The organism is Streptomyces dengpaensis, assembly GCF_002946835.1.
GTDB lineage: Bacteria > Actinomycetota > Actinomycetes > Streptomycetales > Streptomycetaceae > Streptomyces > Streptomyces dengpaensis.
Map to the genome: position 1 here is coordinate 7,685,816 of NZ_CP026652.1, position 15,427 is coordinate 7,701,242.

13 protein-coding genes are annotated in these 15,427 nt (G+C 72.1%); 9 read left to right on the forward strand and 4 right to left on the reverse strand.

The genetic code is table 11. The annotated features are described in order from the left end of the window. Positions 1-236 precede the first annotated feature (236 nt). From C4B68_RS35815 to C4B68_RS35825, 3 genes are all read left to right on the forward strand, one after another. Positions 237-1,601, forward strand: a complete 1,365-nt coding sequence (locus tag C4B68_RS35815; protein ID WP_099503392.1) for an FAD-dependent oxidoreductase — start codon at positions 237-239, stop codon at positions 1,599-1,601. Between the two features lie 240 nt (positions 1,602-1,841). Further along, on the forward strand, positions 1,842-2,807 hold the full coding sequence (locus C4B68_RS35820; RefSeq protein ID WP_099503480.1) for an aldo/keto reductase: 966 nt from the start codon (positions 1,842-1,844) through the stop codon (positions 2,805-2,807). Between the two features lie 138 nt (positions 2,808-2,945). Next, on the forward strand, positions 2,946-3,575 hold the full coding sequence (locus C4B68_RS35825; RefSeq protein ID WP_099503390.1) for a dihydrofolate reductase family protein: 630 nt from the start codon (positions 2,946-2,948) through the stop codon (positions 3,573-3,575). A gap of 20 nt (positions 3,576-3,595) precedes the next feature. Here the strand turns inward: C4B68_RS35825 and C4B68_RS35830 are convergent, their stop codons facing one another. After that, complete coding sequence (locus tag C4B68_RS35830) at positions 3,596-4,237, reverse strand: TetR/AcrR family transcriptional regulator (protein WP_240634578.1); 642 nt, start codon at positions 4,235-4,237, stop codon at positions 3,596-3,598. Positions 4,238-4,538: 301 nt separating this feature from the next. Between C4B68_RS35830 and C4B68_RS35835 the strand changes: the two genes are divergently transcribed. The 4 genes from C4B68_RS35835 to C4B68_RS35850 are packed head-to-tail and all read left to right on the forward strand — an operon-like array spanning position 4,539 to position 9,472. Then, a complete protein-coding gene (locus C4B68_RS35835) occupies positions 4,539-5,162 on the forward strand; it encodes a (2Fe-2S)-binding protein (protein ID WP_099503386.1) in 624 nt (207 codons plus the stop codon). Continuing rightward, positions 5,159-6,151 (forward strand): FAD binding domain-containing protein, encoded by a 993-nt coding sequence (locus C4B68_RS35840; RefSeq protein WP_099503384.1) that lies wholly within the window; start codon positions 5,159-5,161, stop codon positions 6,149-6,151. Before C4B68_RS35835 ends, C4B68_RS35840 begins: the two co-directional genes overlap by 4 nt. Next, positions 6,148-8,289, forward strand: coding sequence for a xanthine dehydrogenase family protein molybdopterin-binding subunit (locus C4B68_RS35845; RefSeq protein ID WP_099503382.1), 2,142 nt, complete (start codon positions 6,148-6,150; stop codon positions 8,287-8,289). The genes C4B68_RS35840 and C4B68_RS35845 overlap by 4 nt, the downstream gene beginning before the upstream one ends. Further along, entirely contained in the window at positions 8,282-9,472 is a 1,191-nt protein-coding gene (locus C4B68_RS35850; protein ID WP_099503380.1) for an XdhC family protein, read from the forward strand. Before C4B68_RS35845 ends, C4B68_RS35850 begins: the two co-directional genes overlap by 8 nt. 16 nt (positions 9,473-9,488) lie before the next feature. On the opposite strand, the gene C4B68_RS35855 is transcribed toward C4B68_RS35850, so the two are convergent. The 3 genes from C4B68_RS35855 to C4B68_RS35865 form a co-directional block, all read right to left on the reverse strand. Next, the gene (locus tag C4B68_RS35855; RefSeq protein WP_099503378.1) at positions 9,489-10,184 is read right to left on the reverse strand and encodes an HAD family hydrolase; all 696 of its coding nucleotides are present in this window, start codon (positions 10,182-10,184) and stop codon (positions 9,489-9,491) included. 87 nt (positions 10,185-10,271) lie between these two features. Then, positions 10,272-10,748: an Lrp/AsnC family transcriptional regulator gene (locus tag C4B68_RS35860; protein ID WP_099503376.1), complete on the reverse strand. Its 477-nt coding sequence runs from the start codon at positions 10,746-10,748 to the stop codon at positions 10,272-10,274. A 90-nt stretch (positions 10,749-10,838) separates the two neighbouring features. Continuing rightward, positions 10,839-11,729, reverse strand: a complete 891-nt coding sequence (locus C4B68_RS35865) for a DMT family transporter (RefSeq protein WP_099503374.1) — start codon at positions 11,727-11,729, stop codon at positions 10,839-10,841. A gap of 342 nt (positions 11,730-12,071) precedes the next feature. On the opposite strand from C4B68_RS35865, the gene C4B68_RS35870 reads away from it, so the two are divergent. After that, on the forward strand, positions 12,072-14,228 hold the full coding sequence (locus tag C4B68_RS35870; protein WP_099503372.1) for an FUSC family protein: 2,157 nt from the start codon (positions 12,072-12,074) through the stop codon (positions 14,226-14,228). 10 nt (positions 14,229-14,238) lie between these two features. Continuing rightward, on the forward strand, positions 14,239-15,366 hold the full coding sequence (locus tag C4B68_RS35875) for a PP2C family protein-serine/threonine phosphatase (protein ID WP_099503370.1): 1,128 nt from the start codon (positions 14,239-14,241) through the stop codon (positions 15,364-15,366). The last annotated feature ends 61 nt before the right edge of the window (positions 15,367-15,427 follow it).

Consider the following 15,427-nt stretch of genomic DNA (forward strand, 5'->3'; position numbering starts at 1 on the left):
AAGAGGCCGTACAGCCTCTTCAGAGGTGCTCGCCCGCAGTGGGCGGAGGCCGCGGAGCCGGAGACGCGGGTTCCCGGCGGGTCTCACCCGTGCCGGCGGTACGGCCGGATCGAGGCGGCCGCTGACTCATAAGGCGGCCTTATGGGGTCATAGATCCACCCCGACTACTAACTTAGGTTTGCCTTAGTTTAGGCTTCCTGCGACTACTTCTGTTACCGCTCGAAGGGAACCTGAACATGCCTCGCCCCCTGCGGGTAGCCATTGTCGGAGCCGGCCCCGCCGGGATCTACGCCGCCGACGCGTTGCTGAAATCCGCAGCGGCCGCCGAGCCGGGCGTTTCCATCGACCTCTTCGAGCGGATGCCGGCCCCCTTCGGCCTGATCCGCTACGGCGTCGCCCCCGACCACCCCCGCATCAAGGGCATCGTCACGGCGCTGCACCAGGTGCTCGACAAGCCGCAGATCCGCCTCTTCGGCAACGTCGACTATCCCGGGGACATCAACCTGGACGACCTGCGCGCCTTCTACGACGCGGTGATCTTCTCCACGGGCGCGACGGCCGACCGGGCGCTCGACATACCCGGCATCGACCTCGACGGCTCGTACGGCGCGGCGGACTTCGTCTCCTGGTACGACGGGCACCCGGACGTGCCGCGGACCTGGCCGCTCGAAGCGGAGAAGGTCGCCGTCCTCGGCGTCGGCAACGTTGCGCTCGACGTGGCGCGCATCCTCGCCAAGACCGCGGACGAACTGCTGTCGACCGAGATCCCGCCGAACGTCTACGACGGACTCAAGGCCAACAAGGCCCTGGAGGTCCATGTCTTCGGCCGCCGTGGCCCGGCGCAGGCGAAGTTCAGCCCGATGGAGCTGCGGGAGCTGGACCACTCCCCGAACATCGAGGTCATCGTCGACCCCGAGGACATCGACTACGACGAGGGCTCGATCACGACCCGGCGCGGCAACAAGCAGGCCGACATGGTCGCCAAGACGCTGGAGAACTGGGCCATCCGCGACATCGGCGACAGGCCGCACAAGCTCTTCCTGCACTTCTTCGAGTCGCCGACCGAGATCATCGGCGAGGACGGCAAGGTCGTCGGCCTGCGCACCGAGCGCACCGCCCTCGACGGCACCGGCAACGTCAAGGGCACCGGCGAGTTCAAGGACTGGGACGTCACCGCGGTCTACCGCGCCGTGGGTTACCTCTCCGACGAACTGCCCAAGCTGCCCTGGGACGTCGCGTCGGGCACGGTCCCCGACCAGGGCGGCCGGGTGATCGAGGAGAACGGCGAACACCTGCGGTCGACGTACGTCACCGGCTGGATCCGGCGCGGCCCCGTGGGTCTGATCGGCCACACCAAGGGCGACGCCAACGAGACGGTCGCCAGCCTGCTGGACGACCACGCGAACGGCCGCCTGAACACGCCCACTTCGCCCGACCCGGAGGCCGTGGACGCGTTCCTCGGCGAGCGGAACGTCCGCTCCACCACCTGGGAGTGCTGGTACCGGCTGGACGCCGCGGAGAAGGCACTCGGCGAACCGCAGGGCCGCGAGCGCGTGAAGATCGTCGAGCGCGAGGACATGCTCGACGCGAGTGGCGCGTAACCGCGTAACCGCGTAACCGCGTACCCGCGTACCCGCGTACCCGCGTAGACCTGACCCTTCCTCGCGGCAGCAGGGACGGATCAGTGACTGACGGCTTGTCCGTCACTGATCCGCGACCAGCCCGGCGGTCACCGTAAAACCCACCTGACCTCGCCGCCGAACTCGCCTATCGTCAACGTGATTTCCGGCGGAAGCCCCGGCTTCCCGCCCGGGACGAGGGCGATGACGTGGAGGGTGATCGTGCGCTACCGAGAACTGGGACGCGGTGGGATGCCGGTGTCCGAGATCGGCTATGGGGCGTGGAGGATCGGTGCGTCCGGGTGGGTGGGAGCCGCGGAGGACGAATCCGTACGCGCTCTGCACCGGGCCATCGATCGCGGCGTGAACTTCATCGACACCGCGCGCGGTTACGGCGAGAGCGAGCGGATCGTCGGCCGGGTGGTCCGTGAGCGGGCCGGTGACGAGGTGCGCGTCGCGACCAAGGTGCCGCCGAAGAACCGCATATGGCCGGCGCCCGACGGGCTCGACCCGGCCGAGGCGTTCCCGGGCGAGCACATCCGCGTGAGCCTGGAAACCAGTCTGCGCGCGAGCGGCCTGGACCACTTCGACGTGCTGCAGTTCCACGTCTGGAGCGACGACTGGCTCGGCCGGGGCGACTGGCTGGAGACCATCGCCCAGCTCAAGCAGGAGGGCAAGATCCGCCTGTTCGGTGTGTCCGTCAACGACCACCAGCCGGACAACGCCCTCGCACTCGTCCGCAGCGGCGCCGCGGACTGCGTTCAGGTCATCTACAACGTCTTCGACCAGGCTCCGGCCGACGCGCTGCTGCCGGCCTGCGAGGAGTACGGCGTCGGAGTCATCGTGCGGGTGGCGCTGGACGAGGGCGGTCTCACGGGGCGGATCACCGCCGGTACGACGTTCCCCGAGGGCGACTGGCGCAACCGGTACTTCCGCGGTGACCGCCCGGCACAGGTGGAACAGCGGGTGGCCGCGATCGTCGCCGACCTCGGCATCGCCCCGGACGAGATCGCCGAGACCGCGCTGCGGTTCGTGCTGAGTTCACCGGCGGTCTCCACCGTCATCCCTGGCATGCGGACCGTACGCAACGTCGAACGCAACACGGCGGTGAGTGACGGACGGCCGCTCGCTGCCGACCAGCTCGCCGTGCTGGCCAAGCACCGGTGGCAGCGCAACTTCTACACGTGACCAAGATCCTTGGGTGACGTTGTCGATCCAGGTGCCTCCCATTCGACGCACGGGTGAGAGCGCGGCTCGACCGACGGGTGGGACCGCGACTCGACGCACGGATCAGAGCGCGACATCACGAACCGAAGGAGCACGGCCATGCCCCAGCTGCGCGTACACAACCTCACGATCTCCCTGGACGGCTACGCCGCCGGTCCCCGTCAGCGACTGGAGCACCCGCTCGGCGAGGGCTTCGAGGGAATGCACGAGTGGATGTTCGCGGCGATGCGGGACCGCGCCGACGGCAAGCCGGGGATCGACGTCGAGTACGTCGAACACAGCGAGGAGAACATCGGCGCCACCATCATGGGGCGCAACATGTTCGGGCCCCAGCGCGGACCGTGGCAGGACGAGGCGTGGAAGGGGTGGTGGGGCGACAACCCGCCCTACCACAACGACGTGTTCGTGCACACGCATCACCTGCGGCCGTCACTGACCATGGAGGGCGACACCACGTTCCACTTCACCGACGAACCCATCGAGACGGTGCTCGACCGGGCGTTCGAGGCGGCGGCGGGCAAGGACGTGCGTCTCGGCGGAGGGCCGGCCACTGTTCAGCAGTATCTGCGCGCAGGGCTGGTCGACGAGCTGCACCTGGCGATCGTCCCGGAACTGATCGGCAGCGGTGAGCGCCTGCTCGACAACCTGGGGGAGGGGATCGCGGGCTACCGTGTCGCCGAGCTGGTCAACTCGCCGGCCGTCGCGCATGCCCGGCTGGTACGTCGCTGAAGCCTGCCGGCGGGCGTGGTTCAGTCTTCTCCGGTGGAACCGGGCCCTTCTCCGGTGGAACCGGGCCGCGTCCCGCCCGGCCTCGGCGCGCCCGCGCGCAGGCCGTCCATCACCAGGTCCAGGAGGCGTCCGGCGCGCGACTGCCAGTCCCCGTGCGGGTCGAGCTGCCAGAGCCCGGCGATGGCGAGGACGAAGTCGTCGGGGGTGACGCCCGGGCGGATGGTGCCCGCCTCCTCGTTGGCCGTCAGCAGGAGCTCGATGGCCGAGGCCAGCGGGCCGTGTCCCAGCTTGGCCAGGGCGCCGCGCGGAGTGCTGGTGGCCGTGCGCAACGCGTCGGCCAGGCCCGCCTTGGCCATCGCGTACTGGGCGATGCGGTCCATCCACTCCCGCAGGGCCTGTTCCGGCCGGCGGGTTTCGAGTAGCCGGGCCGCGGTGTCGGCGACCTGCTGCATCTCGTAGCGGTAGATCTCCAGGACGAGTGCTTCGCGGTTGGGGAAGTTACGGTAGAAGGTCCCCTGCCCGACGCCCGCCTTCTTCGCGATCGCGCTCAGCGGGGCGTCCGCCGAGCGGGTCAGCTCCACCAGGGCCACTTCCAGGATGCGCTGGCGATTCCGCTGCGCGTCCGAGCGCAGCGGCGCGTCCTTTCCGGTCTTGGGGTGCACTCGTCCTCCTTCCGGCACGACGGCAATCGGCCCAGCGCGACGGCCGTCGACCGCCGCGCGACGGCAATCGACGGCGGATCGCCCTTGCTAACCGGACAGCTGTCCGCTAGGTTCATTGGTACCGGACAGTTGTCCGGTTAGAGCTCACTCTAGTGGCTGACTCGCTCCGTGTGCATGGCCGGAACCGATCGCCGACCAGCATTCTCGCGCAGCGAGCAGGATTTCGAGTCGCCCAGGTCCTCCCGTTCGACCCCCTCATTTCGACTTCGACGCGCACCGCAAACGCGAAAGAAGGCTGATCATGGCCCCATCGACGTCCAGCGCCATCACCCTGAACATCAACGGCGAGAAGTACACGCTGCCCGTCGACCACCGCACCACCCTGCTCGACGCCCTGCGCGAGCATCTCGACCTGACCGGCACCAAAAAGGGCTGTGACCACGGTCAATGCGGCGCCTGTACGGTCCTGCTCGACGGCCGCAGGGCGGTGTCCTGTCTGCAGCTCGCGGTCGCCGCCGAGGGGCGCGCCATCACCACCATCGAAGGCGTGGCGGACGGTGAGCGGCTCCATCCGGTGCAGCAGGCGTTCCTCGACTTCGACGGCTACCAGTGCGGATACTGCACGCCGGGGCAGATCTGTTCGGCCCTCGGGGTGATCGAGGAGCACGCGGCGGGCTGGCCGAGTGCCGTCACCGCCGATGTGCGGCCCGAAGCGGGCGCTCCACCACTCACCCCCGAGGAGATCCGCGAGCGGATGAGCGGCAACCTGTGCCGCTGTGGCGCATATGTGTCCATCGTCGAGGCGGTCGCGCGGGCGGCGGAAACCCAGCGGACCGGCGTGACGGAGAACCCGGCAGCCGAGGACTCGGCGACCGAGCCCCGCGCGGCCGGCGCCGAGGCCGGCGCCAAGGAGGTGGCAGCATGAGGGAATTCGGCTACGAGCGCGTCCTCGACGTCTCCGGTGCGGTCGCCCTGCTCGGCGACGACCCCGACGCGCGCTTCCTCGGCGGCGGCACCAACCTCGTCGACCTGATGAAGGCCGGCGTGGAACGGCCCGCCCGGCTCATCGACGTACGCGAACTGCCCCTTGACCGCGTCGAGTTCACGGCGGACGGCGGTCTGCGCATCGGCGCGACCGTCACCAACAGTGATCTCGCCGCCCATCCCGAAGTGCGGCGCCACTACCCGGCGTTGGCGCAGGCGGTCCTGGCCGGAGCGTCGGGGCAGCTGCGCAACATGGCCACGGTCGGCGGGAATCTGCTCCAGCGCACCCGCTGCGGCTACTTCACCGACCTGACGAAACCGTGCAACAAGCGTGTCCCCGGCAGCGGTTGCCCCGCCATCGAGGGCGAGCACCACAACCACGCGATCCTCGGCGCCTCCGAGCACTGCGTGGCCACCCATCCCTCGGACATGGCGGTGGCACTCGCCGCCTTCGACGCCGTGGTGTCGTACGAAACGGCGGACGGTCCGGTCGAGTTGCCGCTCGCCGACTTCTATCGGCCCGTCGGCGACACTCCGCACCTGGAGACCGCGCTGCCGCCCGGCGCGCTGATCACCGGCATCACGCTGCCGCCGTCGCCGGTCGCCGCCCGCTCGCGCTACCGGAAGGTGCGCGAGCGTGCCTCGTACGCGTTCGCGATCGGCTCGGTCGCCGCCGCGCTCGACGTCCAGGACGACGTCGTACGCGAAGTGCGGCTCGCCTTCGGGGCGGTTGCGTCCCTGCCATGGCGGGCCCGGGAGGCCGAGCGGGTGCTGACCGGGGGTCCGGCGAGCGCCGAGGCCTTCGCCGCCGCCGCGGACGCCGAACTGGCGGCCGCCGAACCCCTGCCCCACAACGGATACAAGGTGCAGCTGCTGCGCAACCTCGTCGTGGCCGAGCTGACCGAACTCACCGAGGAGGCCGCCCGATGACCACCGCGACGAGCGTGAAGGGCTCCGTCGGGACCGCGCACACCCGCGTCGAGGGCCGGGACAAGGTCACCGGAGCGGCCCGCTACGCCGGCGAGATCCCCTTCGCCGAACTCGCCCACGGCTGGCTCGTGTTGTCCACCGTGGCCCGCGGCCGCATCCGCTCGGTGGAGACCGCCGCCGTCCTCGGGATGCCCGGCGTGCTCACCGTCCTGCACCACGGCAACGCCCCGCACGTCGACAGGGACTACATCGGCCTGCTGGGGGTCAAGCCCGACCCGACCGTCGCCCCCTTCCAGGACGACCGTGTGCCGCACATGGGCTGGCCGGTGGCCCTGGTCGTCGCCGAGACGTCCGAGCAGGCCAGAGAGGCCGCCGAGGCCCTGGTCGTCCAGTACGACCAGGAGGCGCACGACGTCGCGTTCTCCACCGGACGCCCGGACGCGTACTCGCCGGACGGCGGCTTTGTGCAGGCGGTGGCGGAGAAGGGGGACCTGGAGTCCGAACTCGCGCGCGCCGCCGTCGTGTTGGATGCCGAGTACACCACGCCAGAAGAGCACCACAGCATGATGGAGCCGCATGCGGCGACGGCTCGCTGGGACGGCGGCCGGCTCGAAGTCGTCGACTCCAACCAGGGCGCCATCTGGGTCGCGGACGAACTCGCGAAGCTGTTCTCGCTCGAACCCGCCGCGGTGCGGGTGCGGTCGGAACACGTCGGCGGTGGCTTCGGCTCGAAGGGAGTCCGTGTCCACCAGGTGGCCGCCGTGATGGCCTCGACCGTCCTCCAGCGCCCGGTCAGGGTCGTCCTGACCCGCCGTCAGATGTTCTCGCTGACCGGCTACCGCAGCCCCACGACGCAGCGGATCAGGCTCGGCGCCGACGCCGACGGACGCCTGCGCGCGCTGGAGCACCGCTCCCTGAGCCTCACCTCGACCGTGCACGAATTCGTGGAGCCGAGCGCCGGGGTGGCGCGGGCGCTGTACGACGCCGACGCACACCACACCCTGAACGAGGTCGTACGACTCGACGTGCCGACCCCGACCTGGATGCGCGCGCCGGGCGAGGCACCGGGCTCGTTCGCGCTGGAGGCGGCGTTCGACGAACTCGCCGAGAAGTGCGGCATCGACCCGATCGAGCTGCGCGCCCGCAACGAGCCCGAGACGGGGCCCGTCTCCGGGCTGCCGTTCGCCGGCCGCCATCTGCTCGCCTGTTTCCAGGAGGGCGCCCGCAGGTTCGGCTGGGCGGACCGGGATCCGCGTCCCGGCCTGCGCCGCGAAGGACGCTGGCTGCTCGGGACCGGTACGGCGGCGGCCTCCTTCCCCGCCGGAGCGGCACCGTCCACGGCGTCCGTGACGGCGGAGGCGGACGGCACCTTCACCGTGCGCATCGCCGCTTCGGACATCGGAACCGGGGCGCGGACCGCGCTCACGCTCATCGCCGCCGACGAGCTGGAGGTGGCACCGGACCGCGTCCGTGTGCTGATCGGGGACAGCGACTTCGGCCCGGCGATGATCGCCGGGGGCTCGATGGGCACCCGCTCCTGGGCATGGGCGGTCATGGCCGCCGTACGCGAGCTGCGGGAGCAACTGGCCCTGGGCGACGGCATCCCGCCGGAGGGAATCACGGCGCGCTCGGACACCGCCGCGCTCCTGGGCACTCTCGAGCCCAAGGAACGGCACTCCTTCGGAGCGCAGTTCGCCGAGGTCGCCGTGGACGTCACCACCGGCGAGGTGCGCGTGCGGCGCATGCTCGGCATCTTCTCGGCGGGCCGGATCGTCAACCCGCTGACCGCCCGCAGCCAGCTCGTCGGCGGCATGACCTGGGGCATCTCCATGGCCCTGCACGAGGAGGCGGTCAGGGACGACGCCTCGGGCGGTCTTGTCGGAGCCGACCTCGCGGGCTACCACGTCGCCGCGCACGCCGACGTACCGCACATCGAGGCGGACTGGATCCACGGCCACGCCGACGATTCAGACGACGACGATCCCGTCGGCATCAAGGGCATCGGTGAGATCGGCATCGTGGGCGCCGCGGCGGCGATCGCCAACGCGGTCTGGCACGCGACCGGCGTACGCCACCGGAACCTGCCGATCCGGCCCGACCGCGTGCTCCGGGCGACCGAGGGAGCCCCGGGTGCTTGACATCGCCGGCGCGCTGAACCGGTGGGTCGAGGAGGGCCGGGACTTCGCCGTCGCCACCGTCGTGACCGTCGGCGGCAGCGCGCCGCGCGGTCCCGGCGCGGCCCTCGCCGTCGACAGCCGGGGCACGGCCATCGGCTCGGTCTCCGGCGGCTGTGTCGAGGGGGCGGTGTACGAACTGTGCGTCCAGGCACTCGACGACGGCCGGACCATCCTCGAACGGTTCGGCTACAGCGACGAGGACGCCTTCGCGGTGGGCCTGACCTGCGGCGGGATCATCGAGGTGCTGGTCACCCCGGTGCGCGCGAACGCGCCGGGGTACGCGGCCTGGCTGTCGGCCGCCGCCCGGGGAGAGACGGTGGCCCTCGCCCGGGTGGCCCGGGGGCCGGCGGAACTGCTGGGCAGGGCGCTGCTCGTGCACGCCGACGGGTCGTACGACGGCGGCGTCGGTGACGCACGGGGCCTGGGCGGCTCGTACGACGGCGGCCTCGGCGATCGTCCCGAACTGGAGCGGAACGCCGCGGCGGAGGCCCGCGCGATGCTGGACGCGGGCCGTACCGGCACCGTCGAGATCTCCGAGGACGGATCGCACTGTCCGGGCGGCGTGACGCTGTTCGTCGAGTCGAGCGTGCCGCCGCCCCGGATGATTGTCTTCGGCGCCGTGGACTTCGCGGCGGCGCTGGTACGGGCGGGCAGGTTCCTCGGCTACCACGTGACCGTGTGCGATGCCCGCCCCGTCTTCGCCACGCGCGTCCGCTTCCCCGAGGCCGACGACATCGTGGTCGACTGGCCGCACCGCTACCTCCGGCGCACCGAGACCGACCACCGCACCGTGCTGTGCGTGCTCACCCACGACGCCAAGTTCGACGTCCCCCTCCTGGAGACGGCCCTGCGCCTGCCGGTCGCCTTCGTCGGAGCGATGGGCTCCCGCCGCACCCACGAGGACCGTGACCACCGCCTGCGTGAAGTCGGCCTCACCGACCGGGAGTTGGCCCGCCTGCACTCACCGATCGGCCTCGATCTCGGCGCCCGTACCCCTGAGGAGACCGCCCTGTCGATCGCGGCGGAGATCGTGGCGGCTCGCCGGGGCGGATCGGGCGTTCCGCTGACGGGCTCAGGGACGCCGATCCACCATGACGCGGACGGACGGGCCACCGGTGTGGTCCGGCCCGGCGTGGCCGCGTGACGCGGGTGAGAATCCGTCAGGACGCCGCTGCCGAGCCCGTGAGCCAGGCGTACGCGGACTGGGCCGTGAACTCGGCCTGGCCGCCGCGCAACAGGACTCCGGCCGTCGCGAAGGCGGGGTCGTCGGCCTGGGCGGCGACGTACGGGATCGCGATGCAGCGCATCCCGGCCGCGTGCGCGGCGGCGGCGCCCGGCGCGGCGTCCTCCAGGACCACGCAGTCCGCCGGGGTGGCCCCCAGCCGGCGTGCCGCCTCCAGGAAGACGTCGGGGGCGGGTTTGCCGTGCGCGACCTCGTCGGCCGAGACGACGGTCGTCAGATGGGAGGCGAGGCCCGTGCCCGCCAGGATCGCCTCGATGGCTTCCGGCGAGGAACCCGAGGCGACGGCCAGCGGGACGCCCTCGGCGGCCAGCAGCTCCACGAACGTCCGCATCTGCGGGTACACGGGCGTGGAGACGCGGGCCAGCTCCAGATAGCGGCGGTTCTTGTCGGCGAGCAAGGTGTCGAGCGGGGCGGTCAGGCCGTAGCGCTCCTTCCAGAGCGCGAGCGTCTCCTGGGTGCTGATGCCGACGTACCGCTCGTGGTCGGCCCAGGTGAAGTCAGTGATGCCCTGCCCGGCGAGCGTCTGGCGCCCGGCCTCGAAGTAGTTGGGCTCGCTGTCCACGAGCGTTCCGTCGAGATCGAAGATGACCGAAGTGCTGCCGAGCGTGCTCATGCGGTCAAGGATGCCAATGATCAGCCAGGTGCCAGGTGCCAGGTGCCAGGTGCCAGGTGCCAGGTGCCAGGTGTCCGGGGCCGGGGGTCAGCTCTTCGCGGCGCGGCCGATCGACTCGACCAGCGGCAGCAGCCGGTGCGGGACGCGCTCGCGCAGGGCCACCTCGGTGCGGGTACGGACGACGCCCGGGAGGCTGATCAGGGCCTGGATCACGTCCTCCAGGTGCGCGTTGTCGCGGGCCACGACCCGGGTGAGCAGATCGCCGCCGCCGGTGATCGAGAACGCTTCGATGATCTCCGGGACGGCGGCGAGCGCGTCGCCCACGTCGTCGAGATGGCCCTGCGTGACCTCGATGTGCACAAAGGCGAGGACAGGGTGGCCGAGGGCCGCGGGCGACAGGGACGGACCCGTCCCGGTGATAACTCCGTCCCGCTCCAGCCGGTCCAGACGGGCCTGCAGCGTGCCGCGGGCGACACCGAGAATGCGGGCGTACTCCCGCACGCTGGTGCGCGGCTGCTCCAGGAGCATCCGCAGAATGCGGGTGTCGAGCTCGTCCACGGCCATGGTCCGTCGGCCTCCTTGCGGCCTGAGGTGATCATTTTCGACAGTACCCATGGCCCAATGGTCCAGCCTGGACGGAGCCTGCTGGGCCAGTTACCGGGCGGCGCCGGGCGCCTTGCCGGCGGTCACGACTGAGTCGGTCAGCGGGATGCGGGCGAGCGTCACCACGCCCGTGGCGATCAGCCCGAGGCCGAGCAGTTCCGGCAGCAGCCACCAGCCGGAGCGCACATGCTCCTCGTACAGCGCGACGCCGAGCGCGAGGCTCACCATCGCGTCGCCGAGCGTGATCGCGGGCTGGGAGGCGACCAGAGGGCCCGCCTGCAGCGCGTTCTCCAGCAGGAAGAGGGCGGTGCCGCCGGTCACGGCGAAGGCGTACGTCTGCCAGGTGGTGAAGAACGCCGTCACACCGTGGTCGTCCAGGGTGTGCATCGCCGCCTTGATCAGCGCCGCGGTCATCGCGTAGCTGACCGCGCAGGCCGCACCCAGGCAGGCCGCGCGGACCCGGCCCTGGGGGCGGCGCAGTGCCGCGGCGCAGAGCGCGACGATCACGCCGGCGCCGACGGCGAGGGCGGCGATCCAGCGGCCGGTCGGCACATACGTGCGGTCACCGCTGGGGGCAGCGGCGGCGAGCGCCACACCGAGGCCCACCACCACGAGGGCGACGGCCACCCACCCGACGCGGGGCAGCGGCCGGTGCAGGACGATCCAGGCGACGATCAGCGCGAGCGGCAGCTCGAGGACGAAGAGCGGCTGGACGATCACCATCGGCCCGGTGCTCAGGGCCAGCGCCTGGCACACAGCGGCGGCGATGACCGCCCCGATGCCGAGCAGCCACAGCGGACGCCGCAGCAGATCGAGCATCAGCCCTGGACGCAAGCCGGCCGAGCTGGGCACGGAGAGGGCCTCCCGGCGCTGCAGCACCGTCCCGATGGCGTTGCTCAGCGCCGCGGCGACGGCGAAGAGGACCGGGACGATGGTGTGCACCGTACGACCTCCCGCCTCCGGTCGGCACCTTCTGCCATGGTGGCCCCGGCTCTTGGTCCGCGCGATCCGTACGGGCTGCGTGCCGTGGGGGACCGTTTCCGTACGGGCTGAGGGCTGCGGGGCACCGTTTCCGTACCGGCTGAGGGCTTCGGGACACCGCTCCCGTACGCGCTGCGTGCCGTACGGCGCCGTTCGACAATGGGAGCAGGTCGCCGGCCCCGACCCACTCACCGCGTCGTCGAGACGGCGTCGGTCTCACCCCGTTGAGACGGCGTCGGCCGAGAGGACAGTGCCCATGCGCGAGCCCGGCCCGGAACCCGCAACAGGCCCTGAGGGCAGGCAGTGACCGGCGGGCCGGAGCGGACGGCAGTCCTCCGCCGGGGCATCCGGGTGACCGTCGCCGCGAGCGCCGGGTTCTATGCCTTTCTGTACGGGCTCGACAGGCCCGAAGCGGCCCTGTACGCGCTGTTCGGACCCGTGTCGCTCGGCCTGCTGTCCTCGATCCCCGGCTCGGGGCGGCAGCGCGCGACCGTCATGCTGAAGGCGCTGCCCGTCGGTCTGCTGCTGGTCACGCTGGGGACCGCGCTGGCGGTCCGGACCTGGGCGGCGGTGCTCGGCATGCTGGTCGTCGGCTTCCTGCTCGCCTTCGCGGCGGTCGCGGGTCCCCGGGCGGCCGGGGCGGGCCCCGGCCTCCAGCTCTTCTACATCCTGGCGTGCGTTCCGCCGTACGCCCCGGACACCCTGGGGCTGCGCCTGACGGGCCTCACCACAGGGATCCTGCTCCTCGCGGCCTGCGAGGTCCTGGTGCTGCCGGCCCCGCCCGCCGCCCCGTACCGGACCCGGCTGGCGGAGGCGCTCACCGTCGCGGCCGACGCCGCGGCGGACCCGGCCGGCGCCGACCCCGCAGGCCTCCGGGAGGCCGGCCGGCGGCTGCGGCTGTCCGCCGTCCCGGAGGCCGAGCGACCGGCGGGCCCCGCGCGCAGGGACCGGGCGCTGGCGCAGGCGGGCAAGGCCACCCGCCGTCTGCTGGACCTGCTGGCCCATTTCACCGAGGTGATCCCGGCCGCGCCTTCGCCACGGTTGAGCGGCAGGGGCGCGGCCGCCGAGGGCACAGAGCTCGCGCAAGCTGCCTGCGATGCGCTGCTGGACCGGGTCGCCACGCTCTGCAACGTCACCGCGGGCGCTCTGCGCGTGGGCCGTCCGCCGCCGCGGCCCGGCACGCTGGAGGAGGGGATTCTCGACTTCCAGGCCCTGCGGACGAACCAGGCGACAGGGCCGCCCGATGCCGCACCGCCGGTGCCGGTGCTGAGGCGGCAGTCGGCCGTGCTGGGGATCGCCGAGTCGGCCCGCATGGTGGAGGCCGCCGCACGGATCGCCGTGTACGGCCGGCGGACGCCGCCGATTCCGCCCCGGGAGCTGTTCTGGTACGCCGACACGAGCACCGCCGGGCTGTGGGTGAAGCGGCTCTTCGGCCATGTGACGCTGCGGTCGGTGCAGTTCCAGAACGCCGTGCGCATCGCCCTGGGGCTCGGCGCGGCGCGGCTGGTGGCGGGGTCGCTCGATCTCCCGCACGGCTTCTGGGTGATGCTCGCCGTGCTGACGCTGAGCAGGACCACCGTCGCGCAGACCTGGGCGGCGGTCCCCAAGGTGCTTGCCGGGAACCTCGTGGGCGCCGTGGCCGCCGGGGCGCTGCTCGTCGGCTTCGGGCGGCAGACCGAGGCATACGCGGCGGTGCTCGCGCCGGGCATGCTGGCCGCGTTCGCGCTGGGGCCGCTGCTCGGCATCGCCTGGGCGCAGGCGCTGTTCACCCTCGTCGTCGCGTCGGCGTTCGCGCAGATCGCCCCGGCCTCCTGGCAGCTCGCCGGGGCACGCGTCATCGATGTGGTGACGGGCAGCGTGATCGGTCTGCTCTGCGGGCTGATCGCCTGGCCCGCGGGTGCCCGGCGCGAGGTGCGCAGAACCATGGCCGCGCTGCTCCGCTCCTGCGGTCCGCTCGTCACGCACACCGTGGACGTGGTCACCGCCTCACCGGGCGCGGCACGCTCCCCGTCCACGCTGCCCACCGAGCACCGGCTGCGGCTCGCGGAGGCCGCGTACGCCCAGTACCGCAGCGAGCCCTCGGGAACGCCGGCGGAGGCCCGCGCCGACTGGCAGGCCGTGCTCATGTCCGCCAGCCACGTGTTGCTCGGCGCCCACTGGCTGCCCCGCTTCGACCTGCCCGTGACCACCATTCCGCCCGGCGCCGCGGCGTGGGCCCGTACGGCGGCCGGCCATGTGGCCGCCGCCACGACACGGATCGCCGCGCTCGCCACCGGTGACCAGCGGCAGCCGGGTGCGCCCGGCGCTCCGCTCACGCCGCCGGAGAACTCCCCGCCGCTGCCCGTGCTGATCGACCTGGAGACATGGCTGAGCAGCCTCAACGCCGAGCTGTCGCGGATCGAGGGCTCGCTCCGCGACACGGAACACACCGTGACCGGTCGCGGCCGACCGGGCTCTTAGGGTGCGCCTTATGCCTCACAGCAGTACGTGTCCGGAACGTCGCCCGCGTTTCCTGGGCCAGGACTGGGTCTGGTGGCTGCCGTTCGTCGTGGTGCTGCTCGATATCGCCCTGGAGATCGTCGTACGCGGGCAGGAACCCGTCAGCTTCCTGCTCACCGGCGTACCGCCGCTGACCGCGGCGACGCGCGGGCCCCGGGGGACGGCGCTGTCCACTGTCGTCTGCCTGGGGCTGGAGATGCTGATGGCGTCGCTCCGTCCCGGGCACTTCGGGGAGCAGCACCACGCGGCGCTGTACGTGGCCACGGCGCTCATCGGGGCCGCCAGCACGGCCCTGGCCGCGGAGCGGGAGAGCACCACGCGGCACCTGATCCGGGCGAACTCGGTGGCGGAGGCCATGCAGCGGACTCTGTTGCGGCCGGTGCCCCGCAGGGTGGGTCCGCTGCGCGCCGCCGCGTCCTACACGGCCGGTGAAGGCGGGATGCTCGTCGGCGGCGATCTGTACGACCTGTGCCGGACGCCGTTCGGCGTGCGGGTCATCATCGGCGACGTCCGGGGCAAGGGCATCGGCGCCGTCCAGACGGTCGCCTCGGTCCTGGCCGGTTTCCGGGTGTCCGCCTACGACGTGCCGAGCCTGAGCACGCTCGCCGAGCGCTTGGAGCTCAGCATCGCCCGTAACAGCCCGGTGGGCGAGGACGGCGACCCGGAACTGTTCGTGACCGCGCTGCTGCTCGAGTTCCCGTCCTCCGGCGGGGAGGTGCGCATCGTCGACCGGGGTCATCCGCCGCCCGCCGTCATCGGCCCGCGGGGCGCCCGGCGGCTGGTCACCGAACCGGCGCTGCCCCTGGGGCTCGGAGGCATGTGTCCGGGCCGCCCGGCGAAGACCACGGTGCATCTGTTCGAGCCCGGCGAGGTACTCCTCGTCTACACGGACGGGGTGAGCGAGACGCGTGATGCGTCGGGGGCCTTCTATCCGGTCGTGGAGCGGCTCGCGCGGCGGTTCGGGCCGGGCGCGGCGCCGGATCCGGAGTCCGTGGTGGCTTTCGTGCGGGAGGACACGGAGCGCTGGTCGGCGGGTGCACCGGGGACGGACGCCGACGACCGCGCCGTACTCGCGCTGGCGCCGGACGGGCCGTCGTAGCGAGGGAGGTGCGTTCACATCGCGGACGGGCGGCGCCACGTCTCGATCGGCTGCGCGGCGC